Annotated in this window: 20 protein-coding genes and 1 riboswitch; of the genes, 9 read left to right on the top strand and 11 right to left on the bottom strand. The window is 74.2% G+C overall.

All coding sequences use genetic code 11. The annotated features are described in order from the left end of the window. The first annotated feature begins 36 nt into the window (after positions 1–36). The 3 genes from ACR807_RS24830 (at position 37) to ACR807_RS24840 (ending at position 3,736) form a co-directional block, all read left to right on the top strand. On the top strand, positions 37–1,077 hold the full coding sequence (locus tag ACR807_RS24830; RefSeq protein WP_438923807.1) for a LacI family DNA-binding transcriptional regulator: 1,041 nt from the start codon (positions 37–39) through the stop codon (positions 1,075–1,077). Between the two features lie 152 nt (positions 1,078–1,229). Further along, positions 1,230–2,705, top strand: coding sequence for a hemolysin family protein (locus tag ACR807_RS24835; protein WP_438923808.1), 1,476 nt, complete (start codon positions 1,230–1,232; stop codon positions 2,703–2,705). Further along, positions 2,702–3,736: a hemolysin family protein gene (locus ACR807_RS24840; RefSeq protein WP_438923809.1), complete on the top strand. Its 1,035-nt coding sequence runs from the start codon at positions 2,702–2,704 to the stop codon at positions 3,734–3,736. Before ACR807_RS24835 ends, ACR807_RS24840 begins: the two co-directional genes overlap by 4 nt. Positions 3,737–3,786: 50 nt before the next feature. Here the strand turns inward: ACR807_RS24840 and ACR807_RS24845 are convergent, their stop codons facing one another. Further along, positions 3,787–4,707: an LmbU family transcriptional regulator gene (locus ACR807_RS24845; RefSeq protein ID WP_438923810.1), complete on the bottom strand. Its 921-nt coding sequence runs from the start codon at positions 4,705–4,707 to the stop codon at positions 3,787–3,789. Positions 4,708–4,852: 145 nt separating this feature from the next. Here ACR807_RS24845 and ACR807_RS24850 point away from each other — a divergent pair, with 145 nt between their 5' ends. After that, positions 4,853–5,116, top strand: a complete 264-nt coding sequence (locus ACR807_RS24850; protein WP_438923811.1) for a hypothetical protein — start codon at positions 4,853–4,855, stop codon at positions 5,114–5,116. Positions 5,117–5,140: 24 nt separating this feature from the next. On the opposite strand, the gene ACR807_RS24855 is transcribed toward ACR807_RS24850, so the two are convergent. Next, a complete protein-coding gene (locus ACR807_RS24855; protein ID WP_438923812.1) occupies positions 5,141–6,379 on the bottom strand; it encodes an MFS transporter in 1,239 nt (412 codons plus the stop codon). Positions 6,380–6,438: 59 nt separating this feature from the next. Here ACR807_RS24855 and ACR807_RS24860 point away from each other — a divergent pair, with 59 nt between their 5' ends. The 3 genes from ACR807_RS24860 to ACR807_RS24870 all read left to right on the top strand — a co-directional run bounded on the left by ACR807_RS24860 (position 6,439) and on the right by ACR807_RS24870 (position 10,138). Continuing rightward, a complete protein-coding gene (locus ACR807_RS24860) occupies positions 6,439–7,332 on the top strand; it encodes an ArsR/SmtB family transcription factor (RefSeq protein WP_438923813.1) in 894 nt (297 codons plus the stop codon). 21 nt (positions 7,333–7,353) lie between these two features. Next, entirely contained in the window at positions 7,354–8,262 is a 909-nt protein-coding gene (locus ACR807_RS24865) for a 3-methyladenine DNA glycosylase (protein ID WP_438923814.1), read from the top strand. Positions 8,263–8,350: 88 nt separating this feature from the next. Further along, the gene (locus ACR807_RS24870; RefSeq protein ID WP_438923815.1) at positions 8,351–10,138 is read left to right on the top strand and encodes a substrate-binding domain-containing protein; all 1,788 of its coding nucleotides are present in this window, start codon (positions 8,351–8,353) and stop codon (positions 10,136–10,138) included. A gap of 66 nt (positions 10,139–10,204) precedes the next feature. On the opposite strand, the gene ACR807_RS24875 is transcribed toward ACR807_RS24870, so the two are convergent. The 3 genes from ACR807_RS24875 to ACR807_RS24885 form a co-directional block, all read right to left on the bottom strand. Next, on the bottom strand, positions 10,205–10,480 hold the full coding sequence (locus ACR807_RS24875) for a hypothetical protein (protein ID WP_438923816.1): 276 nt from the start codon (positions 10,478–10,480) through the stop codon (positions 10,205–10,207). 347 nt (positions 10,481–10,827) lie between these two features. After that, positions 10,828–13,716, bottom strand: a complete 2,889-nt coding sequence (gene gcvP, locus ACR807_RS24880) for an aminomethyl-transferring glycine dehydrogenase (protein ID WP_438923817.1) — start codon at positions 13,714–13,716, stop codon at positions 10,828–10,830. 153 nt (positions 13,717–13,869) lie between these two features. After that, a riboswitch (glycine riboswitch) is annotated at positions 13,870–13,960 on the bottom strand. Between the two features lie 191 nt (positions 13,961–14,151). Continuing rightward, positions 14,152–14,718, bottom strand: coding sequence for a MerR family transcriptional regulator (locus ACR807_RS24885; RefSeq protein WP_438923818.1), 567 nt, complete (start codon positions 14,716–14,718; stop codon positions 14,152–14,154). 477 nt (positions 14,719–15,195) lie between these two features. On the opposite strand from ACR807_RS24885, the gene ACR807_RS24890 reads away from it, so the two are divergent. Continuing rightward, positions 15,196–15,363, top strand: coding sequence for a hypothetical protein (locus ACR807_RS24890; protein WP_438923819.1), 168 nt, complete (start codon positions 15,196–15,198; stop codon positions 15,361–15,363). Positions 15,364–15,636: 273 nt separating this feature from the next. Here the strand turns inward: ACR807_RS24890 and ACR807_RS24895 are convergent, their stop codons facing one another. The 6 genes from ACR807_RS24895 to ACR807_RS24920 form a co-directional block, all read right to left on the bottom strand. Continuing rightward, on the bottom strand, positions 15,637–16,110 hold the full coding sequence (locus ACR807_RS24895) for a bifunctional nuclease family protein (RefSeq protein ID WP_184667478.1): 474 nt from the start codon (positions 16,108–16,110) through the stop codon (positions 15,637–15,639). Between the two features lie 143 nt (positions 16,111–16,253). Next, positions 16,254–16,859, bottom strand: coding sequence for a transcriptional regulator FtsR (gene ftsR, locus ACR807_RS24900; RefSeq protein ID WP_438923820.1), 606 nt, complete (start codon positions 16,857–16,859; stop codon positions 16,254–16,256). Positions 16,860–16,899: 40 nt separating this feature from the next. After that, on the bottom strand, positions 16,900–17,361 hold the full coding sequence (gene garA, locus ACR807_RS24905) for a glycogen accumulation regulator GarA (RefSeq protein ID WP_033427969.1): 462 nt from the start codon (positions 17,359–17,361) through the stop codon (positions 16,900–16,902). Positions 17,362–17,474: 113 nt separating this feature from the next. Next, entirely contained in the window at positions 17,475–17,858 is a 384-nt protein-coding gene (gcvH, locus tag ACR807_RS24910; protein ID WP_438923821.1) for a glycine cleavage system protein GcvH, read from the bottom strand. Positions 17,859–17,915: 57 nt separating this feature from the next. After that, entirely contained in the window at positions 17,916–18,503 is a 588-nt protein-coding gene (gene clsA, locus ACR807_RS24915) for a cardiolipin synthase ClsA (RefSeq protein WP_438923822.1), read from the bottom strand. A 156-nt stretch (positions 18,504–18,659) separates the two neighbouring features. Then, positions 18,660–18,899, bottom strand: a complete 240-nt coding sequence (locus tag ACR807_RS24920) for a hypothetical protein (protein ID WP_438923823.1) — start codon at positions 18,897–18,899, stop codon at positions 18,660–18,662. A 425-nt stretch (positions 18,900–19,324) separates the two neighbouring features. On the opposite strand from ACR807_RS24920, the gene ACR807_RS24925 reads away from it, so the two are divergent. Next, the gene (locus ACR807_RS24925) at positions 19,325–19,744 is read left to right on the top strand and encodes an STAS domain-containing protein (protein ID WP_438923824.1); all 420 of its coding nucleotides are present in this window, start codon (positions 19,325–19,327) and stop codon (positions 19,742–19,744) included. Positions 19,745–19,772: the final 28 nt, after the last annotated feature.

Genomic DNA, 19,772 nt, shown 5'->3' on the forward strand with positions numbered 1-19,772 from the left:
TAGTCTCGCCGGACCAGGAGGCGGAAGGGGTCGGCGTTGGCGTCGCGGCAGGTCACGCTCCAGGAGGTGGCGAAGCACGCGGGCGTGTCGCTCGCGACCGCCTCACGGGTGCTCAACGGCAGCACCCGGCAGGTCAGCGAGGAGCTGCGCGAGCGCGTGCTGGGCACCGCCCGCGGGCTCGGCTACCTGCCCAACGCCTCGGCGCAGGCGCTGGCCCGCAACTCCAGCGTCCTCGTCGGCCTCGTCGTGCACGACATCGCCGACCCGTACTTCTCCAGCATCGCGGCGGGCGTGACCCGGGTCGCCGAGTCCGCCGGGCTGGTCGTGGTGCTGGGCACCACCGGCCGCGACCCGAACCGCGAGGTCGAGCTGGTCAACACGCTGCGCGCGCACCGGGCGCGGGCCGTGGTCATCGCGGGCAGCCGCACCACCGACCGGGCGGCCTCGACGCGCCTGGCCGAGGAGATCGCCGCGTTCACCGAGCAGGGCGGCCGGGTGGCGTGCGTCTCGCAGGCGAAGCTCGGCGCGGACACCGTGGTGCCCGCGAACCGGTCGGGCGCGCGGGCGCTGGCCCGGGAGCTGGCCGCGCTCGGCCACCGGCGGTTCGCGGTGCTCGGCGGGCCGCCCGGCCTGCTCGCCGCGCGCGACCGGGTCGCCGGGTTCCGGGCGGGCCTCGCCGACGCGGGCGTGGAGCTGCCCGACGACCACGTCTTCACCAGCGGGTTCACCCGGGACGGCGGGTACGCGGCGGTGGGCGACCTGCTCGCCGCCCGCACCGGGGCGACCTGCGTGTTCGCCGTGAACGACGTGATGGCGATGGGGGCGATGGCGGCGCTGCGCGAACGCGGCCTGCGGGTGCCCGACGAGGTGTCGGTGGCCGGGTTCGACGACATCCCCACGCTGCGCGACCTGGTGCCCGCGCTGAGCACCGTGCGGCTGCCCCTGGAGGAGATGGGCGAACGCGCCGCGCACCTGGTCCTGGACGGTGTGGCGGGGCAGCCGCGGACCGTGCGCGTGGCCGGTGAGGTGGTCCTCCGGGCGAGTACTTCGTCACCGAGCGGTACCGGACTGCGCTGACCGGCGGTTACTCTCTAAACTGGACACCCGTTCGACCACCCCTCACGAGGAGTGATCCCTTCCGTGCGCGACGCGCAGTCACCGGGCTGTAGTACCGAGCCGGGTCCGATACCCGGCTGTCAGCCCCACCCGGTCACCCGTCGGGGTGACCGATGACCATCCTGCTCAGCGTTCTCGGCCTCGTCGCCGTGGTGGTGCTCACCATCGGCACGTTCATCGCGGTCGCCGCCGAGTTCTCCCTGACCGCCCTGGAGCGCAGCACCGTCGAGTCCCACGTCGCCACCGTCGGCGACGCGAAGGCGAGAACGGTGGAGAAGGCGCACCGGTCGCTGTCGTTCCAGCTCTCCGGCTCGCAGCTGGCCATCACCATCACCACGCTGATCACCGGGTACATCGCCGAGCCCGCCATCGCCGAGCTGATCTCGCCCGCCCTCACCGGGCTGGGCGTGCCGGCCGCGGTGGCGTCGCCGGTCTCGCTGGTCCTGGCGCTGGCCCTGGCCACGGCCCTGTCGATGGTGTTCGGCGAGCTGGTGCCGAAGAACCTCGCCATCGCGAAGCCCCTGGAGACCGCGCGCGCCGTCGCCGGCGTGCAGGCCCGCTTCTCGGCGGTGTTCCGCTGGCTGATCACCGCGCTCAACGGCTCGGCGAACTGGCTGGTCAGACGCCTCGGCGTGGAGCCGGCCGAGGAGCTGGCCTCCGCGCGCTCCCCGCAGGAGCTGGGCGCGCTGGTCCGCTCCAGCGCCGAGCACGGCACGATCGACGAGGGCACCGCGACCCTGCTGGACCGCTCGCTGCGGTTCGGCGACCGCACGGCGGAGGAGCTGATGACCCCGCGCGTGCGGGTGGAGTCGCTGCGCGCCGACGCCACCGTGCTCGACCTGGTCGCCAAGGCGCGCGAGACCGGGTTCTCCCGGTTCCCGGTGCACAACGGCGACCTGGACGAGGTGCGCGGCATGGTGCACGTCAAGCAGGTGTTCGGGGTGCCCCGCGCGCAGCGGGCCACGACGCCGCTGTCCGCGCTGACCAGGCCGGTGCAGACGGTGCCCGCCACGCTGGAGGGCGACGCCCTGCTGGACCGGCTGCGGGCCTCGGGCCTGCAGACGGCGCTGGTCGTCGACGAGTACGGCGGCACGGCGGGCATGGTCACGCTGGAGGACCTGGTCGAGGAGATCGTCGGCGACGTGCGCGACGAGCACGACCGCCGCGAGACCTCGCCGGTGCGGGCCCTGGGCCCGGACAGCTGGCTCCTGTCCGGCCTGCTGCGCGACGACGAGGTCGCCGAGGCCACCGGGTTCCGGATGCCGGAGGGCGACTACGAGACCGTCGCGGGCCTGGTGCTGGCGCGCCTGGGCCGCATCCCGGTCGCCGGCGAGGAGATCCGGGTGGACGACTGGCGCATCACCGTGGTGGAGATGGACCGGCACCGGGTCGCCGAGCTGCGCGTGACCAGGTCCGACCCCGCCCACCCCGACCCGGCTCAGGACGCGGACGCCGGGTCCGACCGCGCCGGGTCCGACCGCGCCGGGTCCGACCACGCCGTGCCCGAGCAGGCGACGGTCGAGCAGGCGTCGGCCGACCGCATCGTGCCCGGGCGACCGGACCGGCACCGGTCGGGGGTGACGCGGTGAGCATCCTCGCCCTGTTCGCCCTGCTCGCGGGCAACGCGTTCTTCGTCGGCGCCGAGTTCGCCATCATCACCGCCCGCCGCGACCGGCTGGAGCCGCTGGCCGAGGCCGGCAGCACCCGCGCCCGCACGGTCATCAAGGCGGGCCGGGAGCTGCCGCTGCTCATCGCGGGCGCGCAGCTCGGCATCACGCTGTGCTCGCTGGGCCTGGGCGCCCTGGGCGAGCCCGCCGTGGCGGCCCTGCTGGAGGGACCGTTCCACGGCCTGGGCGTGCCCGACGCGGTGCGGCACGGCGTGGCGTTCGCGCTGGCGCTGATCATCGTGGTCGCCCTGCACACGGTGCTGGGCGAGATGGTGCCGAAGAACCTGGCCATCGCGGGCCCCGAGCGGACCGCGCTGCTGCTGGTGCCCGCGCACTACTGGTTCTGCCGGATGGTGGCGCCGCTGCTGCGCGGGTTCACCGTGGTGTCGACGGCGGTCCTCAAGCTGGTCGGCGTGACCCCGAAGGACGAGCTGGAGTCCGCGTACACGCGCGACGAGCTGGCCCTGCTGATCGGGCAGTCGCGCCAGGAGGGCCTGCTGGAGGACTCCGAGCACCGGCGGCTGGCGCAGGCGCTGTCCTCGGCGGAGCGGACCGTCGCCGACGTGCTGGTGCCGCTGGACCGGGTCACGTCGGTGTCGGCGCGGCCGACCATCGGCGAGCTGGAGGCCGCGGTGTCGGCCACCGGCTTCTCCCGGTTCCCGGTGGCCTCCGACGGCCGGCTGATCGGGTACCTGCACGTCAAGGACGTGCTGGACCTGTCGGACGCCGACCCGGCGACGCGGGTGCCCGCCGGTCGCGTGCGCGGCCTGCCGCGGGTGCGGGTGGACGCCCGGCTGGACGAGGCGGTCGCCGTGCTGCGGCGGGCGCAGAGCCACCTGGCCCAGGCCGTGTCGGCCGACGGCGCGGCGAGCGGCGTGGTCGCGCTGGAGGACCTGGTCGAGGAGTACGTCGGCACGGTCCGCGACGGCACCCACGTGCGGCGCGAGGTCTGACCCGCGCGGCGGGCGCGGGTTCCCCCTCGCCCGCCGCGCGGGTCACCGCGTCACGACGCCGGCCGCACCGCCGGCAGCCCCCTGACCAGGACGGCACCCTCCGCGACGACCTGCTCCGGCACGGCCCGCTCCGCGATGGCCCGCTCCGCAACGGCCTGCTCCGGCACGGCCCGCTCCGGAGCCACCCGGTTCAGGACGGCCCGGTCCAGGACGGCCCGCTCCAGGGCGGGCCGGTCGGAAACCCCCCGGTCCAGGGCAGGCCGGTCGGAAGCCGCCCGATCCAGGGCGGCACGGTCCAGGGCGGCGCGGTCCGAAGCAGCGCGGTCCGACGAGTCGAGGTCCGGTCCGCCCAGGTCCGGCGCACCCAGGTCGGGGACGCTCGTCAGCTCCAGCTCCCGGGCGGCGGCGCGGTCCAGCGCGGCCACGATCCACGCCTCGAAGTCGGCGTTCGCGGCCACCGCGGCCCGCCGCCACCGGTCCACCGCGTCACTGGCCGCCGTCACCCGCGGCATCACGGCCCGGTAGGTCCGGCCGCTCGGGTCGCGCGCCTCCCGCAGCGCCCGGCGCAGCGCGGTGCGCGACCACTGCTCGCGCTCCGCGCGGTCCAGCCAGCGGTCCTGCTCGGCGGGCGGCAGCGCGGCCACCTCGGCGTGGTGCTGGAACGGCAGGCCGGGCCGTCGCCGGGACGCGTCGAACTTGCGCGCGATCCACGCGTAGTTGCGCAGCGTCTGGTAGTCGAGGCCGACCGCCTCCACCGCCCTGCGGTAGCGGTCGGTGTACTTGTCCTGCCCGAAGACGAGCCAGTCCCCCAGGTACCACGCGGACGAGCTGGCGATCCGGGAGATCCGCTGCCCGGCCTGCTCCCACGACTCGAACGTGACGTCCCGCGGGAACGCGAGACCCACCGGTGTGGTGAGGATGCGCCCCTCGACCAGGCCCGCGGGCCGCCGGCGGTGCAGTGCTGCGTTCACCCTGTCCACTTCTCGTTCCCCCTAGTCGGCTTGGGTCTCATGCCTACCGCAGGGGTCCTCACACACCGGTCAACATCCGCTCACACCCGCCCGGCGGGCCGGGGTGGACCCGGTGCGCCCGGCGCGGCCCCACTACGGTGGACGCGTGGAGCCGCATGACGAGGAAGAGGACGACTTCGAGCCGGAGGAGTCGGACGAGTTCGACGAAGAGGACGAAGAGGACGAGGACGACCTGTTCGGCGTCACCTCGGACGCGCGCACCATCTGCCACCTCTGCGGCGGCGCCGGCTTCATCGCCAACCCGACGACGGCCGTCATCGGCGGCGCCCCGCGCACCGTGGACAACGGCCGGGAGTGCCCGCACTGCAACGGCGCCCGCAAGTTCCCCGGCCTCGTGCCCCCGGTCTGAGCCGCCCCGTCCCCGCCGGCGGCCTCACCCCCCGGTGGTGCCGACCGGCTCCGCCCGCCGCGCCGCCGCCACCCGCTCCGCCTCGCGGAACGCGCGCGGTGAGAGGCCGAGCCACGCCGTGACCAGGGCGGCGACCTGCACGACCGCCCCCATCAGCCACACGGCGCGCAGCCCGGAGCCCGACGCGACCAGGCCGCCGGCCAGCGCGCCCAGCGGGGTCAGGCCCCACGCCAGCGCCCGGTGGCTGGTCAGGACGCGCCCCAGCAGGCCGGGCGGGGTGAAGTGCTGGCGGCTCGACTGGGAGCACACGTTCCACACCATCACGACCGCCGACTGCCCGAACAGCACGACGCCGATCGCCCACGCCCACGGCGGCAGCAGCGCGATCAGCGCGGTGGACACCACCATGCCGAGCTGCGCGAGCCGCATCGACCACGCGTACCCCAGCCGGTCGACCACCCGGCTCACCACGAACGACGACGCCACCCACCCGACGGCGGTGCACGTCAGCAGCACGCCGTAGCCGACCGCGCCGACGTCCAGCACCTGGTAGGCGTACAGCACGAACATCGACGTCTCCGCGCTCGCCGCGAACGACCCGAGCGCCACGGACACGGTGATCGCCAGCAGCAGCCGCGTGCGGACGAGGTACCGCAGCCCCTCGGCGATGTCCCGCACCGGGTGGTGCCCGGACGGCGTCGCCGGCGCGGACCGCAGCCCGAGCACGACCACGGCCAGCGCGACGAGCGCCGCCGCGAGGGCGACCCACGCGGGCGCGCCCAGCGCCACCCCGACGAGCAGGCCGGCGGCGGGCGGCACGACGAACTGCACCACGCCCCGGTCGATGAGGATCAGCCGGGTGTTGGCCGCCGCCAGCCGGCCGGCGGGCACGACCTCGGGCACGAGCGCGCCGGACGCGCCGTCGCCCAGCACCTGCGCGGAGGTCACCACGAACGCCACGGCCAGCAGCAGCGGCAGGCCCAACCACCCCGCCAGGCCCGCCACCGCGAGCACGAGCGCCGCGCACGCCTGCACCGCGTACGCCGCCGCGAGCACCGAGCTGCGCCGCACCCGGTCGATCAGCACCCCCGCGAACAGCGAGAACAGCAGCCACGGCGACTGGCCCACGACGTTGACGAGCGACACCTCCCGCGGGTCGGTCGTGATGGTCACCGCGACGAGCGGCAACGCCGTCAGCATCAGCCCCTCGGCCACCGATCCGGACACCGCCGCGGCCTGGAGCCGCACCCACCCCCTGGTCATGGGGCCCACCCTGCCAACGCACACTGGCGCGGACCGACGTTTTAGCGTGGAGTGAACCCATGGCCCTCCGCTTCGCCGTCTCCCCCCTGTGGGAGACGGTCGCCGCGCTGCGCGTGCTGGCCGCGCCCGGCGCGTTCCCGGTGCACCGGCGCTGGTCGGAGTGGGCGGGCGGGGAGCTGGCGCGGCTCGGCGAGGACCCCTCGCTGCTCCGCTCCCTGGTGACCCGGCCGGTCGTGCCGGAGTTCCTGATCCCCACTCCGGGCGTGCGCTCGGTGGGCATCGACGTGGAGGTCGACGCGCTCGCCAGGGCCACGCCGGAGCGGATCGCGGCGGCCGTGGCCGACGACCCGAGGGTGCTCGAACCGGGTGCGCTGCCCGCCGTGCAGCGCCGGGTGCGGGAGGTGCACGACGCGATCATCGCGCCGGTGTGGCCGCGGCTGGAGGGCGTGCTCCAGGGTGACGTGGAGCGGCGCGGCAGGCGGCTGGTCGAGGCGGGCGGCCCGACCGTGCTGGCCGAGCTCCACCCGGAGGTGTCGTTCCGCAACCCGGTGCTCACCGTCCACGGCAGCGCGGTGGCGATCGGCGAGCGCGACCTGGTGCTGGTGCCGTCGGCGTTCACCTGGCCGCACGCCTACCTGCGGGACAGCCCGGTGCGGCTGGCGCTGTGCTACCCGGCGCACGGCTTCGGCTCGCTGTGGGAGCGGGCCGCGCCGGCGCGCGACGCGCTGGGCAGGCTGCTCGGCGCGACCCGGGCGCGGCTGCTGTGCGAGCTGGAGAGCCCCCTGACGGTCACCGAGCTGGCGGCCCGGCTGGGCGTGACGGCGGGCGCGGTGTCGCAGCACCTGGGGGTGCTGCGGGCGGCGGGTCTCGCGGTGAGCCGCCGGGAGGGCCGCGAGGTCGTCTCGCTGCGCACCGGCCTCGGCCTGGCGCTGGTCCAGGGCCGGGCACCCTGACGGGGCAAGTACCCTGGAGGGGTGGGGGAAGTCCTGTCCGAGGCCGAGTGGACCGCGCGCCGCGACGCGCACGCGGCCCGCGTCCGGCGCTGGACGGTCCCGCACCACGAGCGCCGGGCCGAGGGGCGCAAGCACCCGGTCCTCGACTTCCTCTGGTCGTACTACTCGCACCGCCCGTCCCGGCTGGAGCGCTGGCACCCCGGTCCCGGCGTGGTCCTGGAGGGCGGCGCGGCGCGCGCCTACCTGCGGTGGCCGGTGTACCGGGAGACCGGTGACGGCGTGGAGCTGGACGTGGCGGCGTTCGCGCGGGAGCGGGCGGCCACGATCGCCTTCGCCCGCCGCCTGCTGACCGCGACGGCGTCCCGCGCGCCCCGGCTGGGCTGCTTCGGCTTGCACGAGTGGGCGATGGTGTACCGGCAGCGGCCCGACGAGGTGCGGCACAACGCGTGGCCGCTGCGCCTGGGCGGCGAGGGCACCGACCGGGTGGTGGAGTCGCAGCGCGTGCAGTGCGGCCACTTCGACGCGTTCCGCTTCTTCACGCCCGCCGCGCGGCCCCTCAACGCGCTCCAGCCGACCCGCGAGTCCCAGCCGGAGCTGGAGCAGCCGGGCTGCCTGCACGCGAACATGGACCTGTTCAAGTGGGCCTACAAGCTCGACCCGGCGACCCCGTCGGAGCTGGTCGCGGACTGCTTCGCGCTGGCCGCGCGGGTGCGCGAGCTGGACATGCGGGCCAGCCCGTACGACCTGTCGGGGCTGGGCTACGAGCCGGTGGCGATCGAGACGGCCGAGGGCCGCGCCGAGTACGCGCGGCGGCAGGCGGCGTTCGCGGAGGAGGCGGCGCCGCTCAGGGCGGCGCTGATCGGGCTGACGGACGTGCTGGTCGCCGCGCCGACCGGTGCCCCGCTGCCCGAGCCCGTCACCGGCAGATGACGGGCCGTCACTTCACCCGCGCCGGGGATATCACCTGTTAGCGTGACGCCGGTCGGGATTCGCCAGCTGTGGTCGGATGCTGAGAGGGATGACGATGTCTCGACACCGCGCGCTGCGGACCAAGGTTCGGCGCGGCATAGCCACGTGGCCGGTCGCGATCGTCGGCCTGGTGGCCCTGGTGGTGCTCGGGTGGCTCGGCTACACCTGGGTCGGCGGTGTCGTGGAGCGCCGCGCCGCGGCCCAGGCGGGCGACTGCAACGAGGGCGAGGCGCTGCTGCGGGTCGCCGCCACGCCGAACGTCGCCGAGGCGGTCAAGCAGGTCGCCGAGGCGTGGAGCGCCCAGCGGCCCGTCGTCTACGACCACTGCATCCGCACCGAGGTGCAGTCGATCGACTCCGAGGTCGTGCTGGAGGGCCTCACCCAGGGCTGGGACGCGGCGGAGCTGGGCGAGCGCCCGCACGCGTGGGTCACCGACTCGACGCTGTGGGCCGACCGCCTGGGCGCGCAGGACGCCGCGCTGCTCGGCGCCGCGCCCGAGTCGATCGCGACGAGCCCGGTGCTGCTGGCGCTGCACGAGGACGCCGCGCAGGCGCTCCAGTCCGGTCCCGCGTTCCGGTGGACCGACCTGCCCGACCTGGCCGGCGCCGCCGACGGCTGGGGCCGGTTCGGCAAGCCCGAGTGGGGCCGGTTCTCGGTGGCCATGCCCGACCCGGCGACCAACGCGGCCACCGCGATGGCGGTGCAGTCGGCGCTGGCGGGCGCGAGCCCGGACGGCAAGGGCCCGGTCACCACGGAGATGCTGGCGCTGGACCCGGTGAGGTCGACGATGAGCCGGTTGGCCTCGTCCACGCCCGCCGAGACGCCCGCGGGCACGTGGGAGGCGCTGAACCTGCTGGCCGACGAGCAGGCCGTGAACGCGGTCGGGTACAGCGCGGTGCCGGTGTTCGAGGTGGACCTGTACCGGCACAACACGGGCAAGGACAACGGCGCGGCGCCGTTGAAGCCGCTGTACGGGGTGGCCGCGGGCGGTCCGACGCCGGTGGCGGACTTCCCGTTCGTGCCGCTGGCGGGCGACTGGGTCGGCGAGGCGCAGGTGCGCGCGGCGCAGGCGTTCCGCGAGTTCCTGCACGAGGACGCGCAGCAGGCCACCCTGGCGCGGGCCGGCCTGCGGGTGGGGTCCACGACCGAGCGGCCCAAGCCGTCGCCGGGCGTGCGGTGGGCGGCGGTCACCGAGGCGCTCACCCCCGCCGACGCCGGCACCACCCAGCAGATCTCGGCCGCGTGGGCGACCGCCGACGACGGCCAGGTCGTCACCGTGCTGGTGGACACGTCCAAGTCGATGGAGGAACCCGGCGGCGACGGCCGCAGCCGGGTGGACTGGGTCAGGCAGGCGCTGTCCGGGCAGGTCACCCGGTCGGTGTCGGGGTCGCTCGGGCTGTGGGAGTTCTCCGCCGGGCTCGACGGCGACAAGCCGTACCGGGAGCTGGTGCCCACCGGCGCGGTCGCCGGTCAGCGGCAGGCGCTGCTGGACGGCGTGGCCCGCTTGCGGCCGCAGAGCGCGACGCAGCTGTACACGAGCCTGCTGGCGCTCTACGAGCAGCGGGTGCGCGACCACGAGGCGGGCAAGCTCAACCGGATCGTGGTCATCACGGACGGCGCGAACGACGGCGGGCTGTCGTTCGACGAGCTGACCGGCCGGCTGGCCGCCGCGAAGCAGCCGGGCAAGGACGTGTCGGTGAGCGTCATCGCGATCGGCCCGGACCCCGAGCGCGGCCCGCTGGGCGAACTGGCCCGTTCGACCGGCGGCACCCTGTCGGTGGTGGAGGACGGCCGCACCGTCGACGCCGCCCTGGGCCAGCTCCTGTCCACCACCTGACCGTCGAGCACCCGCCCGCCACCCGACCGCGCGCACCGGACCTGTCCCGCACGACGGCCTCCGCGGTCACTCCGCGGTTCCGGCGGTGTTCTCGACGGACGCGGTGCGGGCGCGCAGGTCGGCGAGGTCCGCCGCGGCGCGCTGCTGCGCGTCGAGGGTGCCCTCGGCCAGTTGCTCGTAGCGGTGCACGAGCCGGCGCAGGTCGTCGGCCCGGTCCGCGCCGATCTTCGCCTTGCGCACCTCGATGAGGCTGTTGAGCAGGAACAGCACGAGGACCAGGGCGAGGGACAGCACGCCGAGGGCGAGCACGGCGGCCGGCCAGGTCAGGGTGTCGGGGGTCATCGCGGGCGCTCCGGGTCGGTGGTCGGGGTGGCGGGCGCTGCCAGCGCCTCGACCGGCTCGTCACCGGTCGGACCCGTCATCGTGCTCCTTCACGTGCGAGGACTTCCTCGCACGTGAAACCGTAGCAAGACGCCATGGGTCCGTCATCGTCTTCCGGCCGCGCGGCCCGCGCGACCCGACCCGACGGCCGTTGTCCGGCGTTTGTCGTGCGTCGGCGCCGCCCGAAGCCGGACAACGCGCGAGGCGGTAGAACGGTAAGTGCCGGCAGGGGGGAAAGGCGCCGGCAGGGGGCGGGTGGGGGGATCGGGGGTTCGGTCCGATCCCCCCACCCGGAGAAGGGACCCGGGTCAGCCGCCGTAGGCGGAGACCGGCGGGCAGGAGCAGACCAGGTTGCGGTCGCCCTTGGCGCCGTCGATGCGGCGCACCGGGGGCCAGGTCTTCGGCGCGGCGCTGCCCGCGGGGAACACGGCGGTCTCCCGGCTGTACGGGTGGTCCCACTCCGCGGCGATGGAGGCGGCGGTGTGGGGCGCGTTGCGCAGCGGGTTGTCGTCGACCGGCCACTCGCCCGAGCCGACGCGGTCGATCTCGTGCCTGATCGCGATCATGGCGTCGATGAACCGGTCGATCTCGGCCAGGTCCTCGCTCTCGGTCGGCTCGACCATGAGGGTGCCGGCGACCGGGAACGACATGGTCGGCGCGTGCAGGCCGTAGTCGGCGAGGCGCTTGGCCACGTCGTCCACGGTCACGCCGGTCGCCTTCGTGATGGGCCGCAGGTCGAGGATGCACTCGTGGGCCACGAAGCCGCCCTCGCCGGTGTAGAGCACCGGGAAGTGCTCGTCCAGGCGACGCGCCACGTAGTTCGCGGCGGCCACGGCGGTCAGGGTCGCGCGGCGCAGGCCGTCGCCGCCCATCATCCGCACGTAGGCCCACGAGATGGGCAGGATCGACGCCGAGCCCCACGGGGCGCCGCTGATCGGCCCCACGCCGGTCGCCGGGCCCGCGGTGGGCTGGAGCGGGTGGTTCGGCAGGAACGGCGCGAGGTGCGAGCGCACGCCGATCGGGCCGACGCCGGGACCGCCGCCGCCGTGCGGGATGCAGAACGTCTTGTGCAGGTTCAGGTGCGACACGTCCGACCCGAACTTGCCGTACTGGGCGAGGCCGATGAGCGCGTTGAGGTTCGCGCCGTCGACGTACACCTGGCCGCCCGCGTCGTGCACCAGCCCGCACACCTCGCGCACGGTGTCCTCGTACACGCCGTGCGTCGACGGGTAGGTGATCATGATGGCGGCGAGGTCGTCGCGGTGCGCCTCGACCGTCGACCTCAGGTGGTCGAGGTCCACGTTGCCGCGCTCGTCGCACTTCACGACCACGACGCGCATCCCGGCCATGACGGCGGACGCGGCGTTGGTGCCGTGCGCGCTGGACGGGATGAGGCACACGTCGCGGTGCGCGTTCCCGTTCGCGCGGTGGTAGGCGCGGATCGCGAGCAGGCCCGCGAACTCGCCCTGGCTGCCCGCGTTCGGCTGGAGCGACACCGCGTCGTACCCGGTGACCTCGGCCAGCCACCGCTCCAGGTCGGAGACGATGGAGAGCAGGCCGGCGGCGTCCTCGACGGGCGCGAACGGGTGCAGCTCGGCGAACTCGGGCCAGGTGACGGGTTCCATCTCGGCCGTGGCGTTGAGCTTCATCGTGCACGACCCGAGCGGGATCATGCTGCGGTCGAGCGCGACGTCCTTGTCCGACAGCGACCGCAGGTAGCGCAGCAGCGCGGTCTCCGAGCGGTGCGAGTGGAACACCGGGTGGGTCAGGTAGTCGGTGGTGCGGCGCAGGTCGGCGGGGATGCCGTCGGCGGTGTCGGCGTCCAGGGCGTCCACGTCGGGGACGGTCACGCCGAACGCCCGCCACACCAGGTGCAGGTGCTCGCGGGTGGTGGTCTCGTCGCACGCGATCGACACGACGTCCTCGTCGACCCGCCACAGGTTGACGCCCAGCTCGCGGGCGGCGGCGACGACCTCGGCCGCCCGGCCCTCCACGCGCGCCCGGACGGTGTCGAAGAACTCGCCGTGCACGACCTCGACGCCCGCCTCGCACAGCCCGGCGGCGAGCACCGTGGCCATCCGGTGCGCGCGGGTCGCGATGGCCTTCAGGCCCTCGGGGCCGTGGTAGACGGCGTACATGGAGGCCATGACGGCCAGCAGGACCTGCGCGGTGCAGATGTTGCTGGTGGCCTTCTCGCGGCGGATGTGCTGCTCGCGGGTCTGGAGCGCGAGGCGGTAGGCGAGCGAGCCGTCCGCGTCGACGGACACGCCGACGAGCCGGCCGGGCAGCTGCCGCTCCAGGCCCTGCCGGACGGCCATGTAGCCGGCGTGCGGCCCGCCGAACCCGACGGGCACGCCGAAGCGCTGGGTGGTGCCGACGACGACGTCCGCGCCGATCTCGCCGGGCGGGCGCAGCAGCGTCAGCGCCAGCAGGTCGGCGGCGACGACGGCCTGCGCGCCCGCCTTGTGCACCTCGGCGATCAGGGCCTCGTGGTCGCGGACCACGCCGGACGCGCCGGGGTAGGACAGCAGCACGCCGAAGAAGTCGCCGCCCAGGCCGAGGCCCTCCAGGCCCTGCGACAGGTCGGCGACGACGACCTCGATGCCCAGCGGCTCGGCGCGGGTCTCGATGACGGCGAGGGTCTGCGGCAGCGTGTCGGCGTCCACGACGAACCTGGCGGACTTGGACCTGCCCGCCCGGCGCACGAGCGTCATGCCCTCGGCGGCGGCGGTGGACTCGTCCAGCATGGACGCGTTGGCCAGCGGCAGGCCGGTGAGGTCGCCGACCACCGTCTGGAAGTTGAGGAGGGCTTCGAGGCGGCCCTGGGAGATCTCGGGCTGGTACGGCGTGTACGCGGTGTACCAGGCGGGGCTCTCCAGCACGTTGCGGCGGATCACCGGCGGGGTGGTCGTGCCGTAGTAGCCGAGGCCGATCATCTGCGTCATCGGCCGGTTGCGGGAGGCCAGCGCGCGCAGCTCGGCCAGCGCCTCGGTCTCGGTGGCGGGCGCGGGCAGGTCCAGCACCAGGTCGCGCTCGCGGATCGAGTCGGGCACGGCGCGCTGCGCCAGTTCCTCCAGGGAGCCGACGCCGATGACGTCGAGGATGCGGGCCAGCTCGGCGGGCCGCGGGCCCACGTGCCGGTCGGCGAACGGGGTGCCGTGCTCGAGAGCGGCGAGGGGGATGCGGTCCTGCGTCATAAAGGCGCCTCCAGGGCTACGGGCACACTCCGGCCGTTGCCCTCCCCCTCTGTCTTCTGCCCGGCGCCGGGCGCCTGAGAGCTTCACCCGGACTGCTCGACCGGGCTTGCACCGTCGGCGGGGTCGGTTGCCCGACCCGCTTTCCAGAGGCGTCTCACCCGCGCGGTCCTTGCGCCTGAGAGGTTCCGGGGAGGATTTGCTCCTTCGGCGCCGAGACTGGCTCGGACTCTCCCGCACGGGATAAAGCGACTGCTCGCGAATCGTACCCGGCGGGGGTGCCGCCGGTACCGCCGGCGCGACGTGGATCTCACCGGTTTGCCCGCCGCGGAGGTGGGTACCCGCGCACCGCTACCCGTGGGCCCGCCGCGGGCCGAGTCGTCGTCGGTTGTCGACCGCCGGTCGCCCGCGGTCGGCGGTCCGGGTGCGCGGGGGGGCTCAGCCGATGGCGCGGGTGCGGCGGCGGCGGGACAGCTCGTCGTCGGACGGCCCCACGACCTCGGCGCCGTCGGCCCGTTCGGCGGGGAACTCGTGGATCGTGCCGCTGATCTCCCGCATGGCGCCGCTGACCGCGATGCCGAACACGCCCTGACCGCCCTGGAGCAGGTCGACGACCTCCTCGGGCGAGGTGCACTCGTAGACCGTGGTGCCGTCGCTGAACAACGTGATCCGGGCCAGGTCCTGCACGCCGCGGCGGCGCAGGTGGTCGACCGCGACCCGGATGTTCTGGAGCGAGACGCCGGTGTCCAGGAGCCTTTTGACGACCTTCAGGACGAGGATGTCCTTGAACGAGTAGAGCCGCTGGCTGCCGGAGCCGTGCGCACTCCTTATGGTCGGGTTGACCAGCTCCGTGCGTGCCCAGTAGTCGAGCTGGCGGTAGGTGATTCCCGCGATCTGGCACGCGGCGGGGCCGCGGTACCCGACGAGTTCGTCCGGCAGCGAGGAGTCCGGGAACAGTTCACCCTGTTCTCCGGTTCCCGCCCGGATGGGCGCTTCCTCGACCACGCCTGCCTCCCCTCGGTCCGGTCACGACGACCGGCGACCAACGTGAAGCCGCCCCGGTGCCCGAATCACACCGTGGCAATTCACCTGAGCTCGACGGTAAGACCGCCTAGGGGGCAGGTCAACGCGACGCGCTGAGCGTGTCTTGTCTCAAGCTGAGGTTGAGGTTGAGAGATACCCTCGTCGTAAGCCATTTGGGTGACGTTTAGTGATCGTTTAGCTGAAGAACGCTGACGTTGTGTAATCCGAAGGTGTGACACCAGGGGGTGGCACGGAGGGTTGATCCACAACTCACCGCACACGCCTGCGAGGGGCCCGTCCCGGCGCGGGGCCGGCGGCGCGGCCCCTCGCAGGTGTCACCGGTGGGGTAAACGCGGACAGCCGGTCGCGGGGGCGGCGGTGAGCGCGGAACCCGGTGCCGTGCCGGCGGCGCGGCGCGGTGCGGCTCGGTGCGGGCGCCCCGGACAGCACCAAGACCGGATGAGCACCACCACGGCTGCGGCCAACGCGGTCACGGCCACCACCGCCGAACCAGGCGCCACCGCCGAACCGGCCACCACCGCCGAACCGGGCACCACCAAGCCGTGCCCGACACCGGCGAAGCAGTTGTCCACAGGCAGCGGATCGGTCATCGCGCGGCGTCGGTGACAGCCGGCAAAATCAAAGCAGGGGTCCCCTCGGCGGGGACCCCTGCGAAGCGTTCCGAGCGGTTGTTCGACGATTCCCACGGCACCGCGACCGCGTTCCCCCGCCCACCGGCGACGGGCATTCGACCGGTCACGCCACCGGCACGGCGACCGCGCCGCCCGCGGCACCGGGAGAACGCCCCGGAAACGCGAAACCGGACGTCACCGCGGCCGTCCGGCAGCTCCACCGCTCCGCGCGCCAGAACCGCCGGAGCGGCCCGCGCGACGGGTCGACCTAGGTGTCCGCGCCCCGGAAGTCCTCGGGCGAGATCGAGTCCAGGAACTCCCGGAACTTCTCGACCTCGTCCTCCTGCTCGTCCGGGATGATCAACCCGGCCTCCGCGAGCACGGACTCCTCCGCGTGGATCGGCACGCCGATCCGCAGCGCGAGCGCCACCGAGTCGCTGGGCCGGGCGGAGACGCGCACGTCACCGTCGAACACCAGCTCGGCGAAGTAGGTGCCTTCCTGGAGGTCGGTGATCCGAACCTGTTCGAGCTGCCGACCGAGGGCGCCGATGACGTCCTTGAGCAGGTCGTGCGTCAACGGCCGGGCAGGCCGGACACCCTGCTGCTCCAGCGCGATCGCCGTGGCCTCGACCGATCCGATCCAGATCGGCAGGTACCGCTCACCCTCGGTTTCGCGCAGCAACAGGATCGGCTGGTTGGCGGGCAGTTCCACCCGCACACCGACGACGCGCATCTCGCTCATCGGGTCTCGCCTCCCTCAGCGCGCTGAAATTCTGGCGTCCCCGCTACCAACGAGAATGCCCCACGTACGGATTCGACGCTACCCGCCAAGCGGGCTCCGTGCGCAACGGCCCGACCGCTTCGCATCACGATGCGGACACGCGTTCACCTCGACGAAACACGGCCACCTGCGACGTCCCGCAATCCGGTCTTCACGAGGAGTGTGTGCAGCGTTACCGAAAGCGCGGTGACTTCGTCGGCACGGCCCTGCTGCGCGGCGGTCACGACGACGTCCGCCGCGCTCCGGAACGGGCGCAGCCGGCGCGCGTCCAGGCCGTGGTCGGCCAGGGCGCGCACGGTCGAGGCGATCTGCGCCGCGTCGGCGTCGTAGTGGCCGCCGGCGGTCGGCGTGACCAGGCCGTGCTGCTCCAGGTCGGCCAGCACGTCGGGGGCGACGCCGGTGCGCGCGAGCAGCTCGTCGCGGGTGAACCGGTGGTCGGGGGCCGCGGCACCGCGGTGCGGGCCCCCGTTCGCGGCGGCGGCGTCGGCGGCGTCCAACTGCTCCCTGATCACCTTCAGCGGCAGGTAGCGGTCGCGCTGGGCGGTCAGGACGTACCGCAGCCGCTCGACGTCGGCCGAACCGAACTGCCGGTACCCCGAGGCGGTGCGCGCCGGGCGGACCAACCCCTCCGCCTCCAGGAAGCGGATCTTGGAGATGGTGACGTCGGGGAAGTCGGCTCGGAGCAGCGCCAGCACGGCTCCGATGCCCAACCCCCCGCGTGGCCGCCCGGCCGTCACCGGACCCCCATCGTCAGGCCCCCTGGCCCCCGGCGCCCGGACCGGTCAGGAACACCAGGCGGAACTTGCCGATCTGCACCTCGTCGCCGTTGGCCAGGACGGCCTGGTCGACGGGCTCGCGGTTGACGTAGGTGCCGTTGAGGCTGCCCACGTCGATCACCACGAACTCGCCGCCCTCGCGGCGGAACTCGGCGTGCCGGCGGGACACCGTCACGTCGTCGAGGAAGATGTCGCTGTCGGGGTGCCGACCGGCGCTCGTCGTGTCGCGGTCCAGCAGGAACCTGGAACCCGCGTTCGGGCCGCGCTTGACCACCAGCAGGGCGGACCCGGCGGGCAGCGCGTCGACGCCGGCGACGGCCGGCTCCTGGGCGGGCGCTTCGGCGCCCTCGACCTCGGCGAGGAAGTCGGCCCGGAAAACGGAGGTCCGCTCCGGGGACTGCTCCGGCGGAACGCCTGGCCCGTCGTTCGTGCTCACCTGAGCTCTCCTCCTGCTGCTGGAAGCGTCGAGTTCGTTAGAACCTACCGTGCCCGAACCCGTGTCTGAGGAGCGGCTCCCCCACCGACCGAAGAGCCGCCGGAAGATCGACGTCACTCCGATGCCGCCAGCTCCTGGTAGGCGGACGCGTCGAGCAGGTCGTCGACCGCCGCCGGGTCCTCCAGGCGGAGCTCCACCATCCACCCCTCGCCGTACGGGTCGGAGTTCACCAGGTCGGGCTGCTGGTCCAGGGAGTCGTTGCGCGTGATGACCTCGCCGGCCAGCGGCGCGTAGATGTCCGACACGCTCTTGGTCGACTCGACCTCGCCGAGGGTCTGGCCCGCGCCGACCTGTTCGCCGAGCTCGGGGAGCTGCACGAACACGACGTCGCCGAGCTGCTCCTGGGCGTAGTCGGTGATGCCGACGCGCACGGTGTCGTCACCGGTGCGCAGCACCCACTCATGTTCCTCGGTGTACTTGAGCTCCTCGGGAATCACCGCGGCGCGCTCCTTCAAGACGGTGGATCTTCGGTGCCGGATCTTCCCACGTCGCGTTCAGACCGGCGCGACCCCCGGCCGTCGGCGCAGCGCGAGGGTGAACTGGTAGACGTACAGGGCCCCCGACCACAGGTACAGGGCGCCGCCCCACGCCATGAACGCGATGGCGATGGGCAGGGCGATCCGGGCGGCCGTGGACGTGCCCTGGGCGAGCAGCAGCACGGGGAACGCGTAGAGCAGGTTGAACGTGGCCGCCTTGCCCAGGTAGTTGACGTCGAACGGCCCGTAGCCGCGGGCGCGCAGCACGGGCAGGCAGGCGCCGACGACGACCTCGCGGCCCACCAGGAGCACGACGAGCCACCACGGCACGATGTCGCGGACGACGAACGCGACGAGCGTGGCGAGGATGTAGAGGCGGTCGGCGGCGGGGTCGAGGAGCGTGCCGAGCCTGCTGGTCTGGTCCAGCCAGCGCGCGATCTTGCCGTCGAGCCAGTCCGACAGGCCCGCGGCGACGAGGACGACGACCGCCCAGCCGTCGGCGCGGGGGCCGAGCAGGAGGTAGAGGAAGAGGGGCACGCCGAGCAGCCGCAGCACGCTGAGCGCGTTGGGGATGGTCAGCAGCCGGTCGGCGGGGTCACGCGGCACGGCGTGGACTCTAGTGCCGGCGCGGACCCCGGTGCCGACGAACGTGCGCGGACGTCACTCCCCCGGCTGACCGCCCGGTCACGGGGCGGGCGGGTGACCGCCCGGCCGCGGGGCGGGCGGGTGACCGCCCGGCCGCGGGGCGGCGGGGGACCGCCGTCAGCGGTGGCGGGTGCGGGTCCAGCCGCGGCGCTGGAGCTCGTCGCCGCTGAGCGCCTGGGGGCGGCCGCGGTCGTCGACGCCCACCCAGCGGGCCCGGAAACCTTCGAGCACGTAGGCGTGGCCCTTGCTCCAGACCACGCTGCACGGGGCGGTGGGCAGCGGTCCCGCGCCGTGCGAACCGGCGCGCGCCGCCCTCTGCTTGGCGGGCTCGGACTCGGTTTCCGTGCTGGTGCTCATGTGAATTCCCTCCACCGGGGTTGTCGTCCGCGACTCTCGCGGTGTTATCCCCGTCACCGGGATTCTGCGCGACGGCGGCGCGACCGGCAGCCGGTTCCGGTGGTGTCTCGCCCACCGGGCGGTTCGGGTCGCCGAGTTGCGCTGAACCCTTCCCCCGAGGTGTAGCCGGCGGGTCCACCGCCAAACCGTTCACCGTCCGTCACCCACCGCACACCGGAATGCGCACTACACTGGTGCCGATAAGCCGCTGCCTGCGCGCTTGTGGTGTCCGTGCGGGCTCCGTACGGTGGTGGCGCAGCGGTTGAGCCAACAGCCGCGCCGGGGAGTCCGGCCCGCTGACGTGAGCGTCACGCTGCTCTTCCGCCCTGCGCGCGGAGCGCCCCCGGGCTCCCACCCAGCTGTTCCAGGTGAAGAAGGAGACCCTCGTGACGGTTCAGGACCCGAACGTCGTGGCGACGAGCGGAGCCGAGTCCGCCGCGTCCAGCAGCCCGCGCGCCGGGCAGGTCGGGCTCACCGTCCGGCCGGCCGGCGGCGGTGCCACCGTGGTCGGCGTGAGCGGGGAGATCGACATGCTCACCGCGCCGCAGCTGCGCGCGGAGGTGCTGCGGCACCTCGACACCAGCACCGCGCTGGTGCTCGACCTGTCCCGGGTGAGCTTCCTGGGTTCCGCCGGCCTGGCGGTCCTGGTCGAGGCGGCGCAGCAGGGCAAGCGCAGGGGCGCGGCGTTCCGCGTCGTCGCCGTCGCGCGCGCCGTGACCCGCCCGCTGGCCGCCACCGGCCTGGGCGAGGTGTTCAGCGTGTTCGAGTCGGTCGAGCAGGCGCTGGGGGCCGACGAACCCCGGTGACGAGCCCCCGCGACCCGGAAGACCCGCA

This window comes from Saccharothrix sabaoui (assembly GCF_051756985.1).
Classification (GTDB): Bacteria; Actinomycetota; Actinomycetes; order Mycobacteriales; family Pseudonocardiaceae; genus Actinosynnema.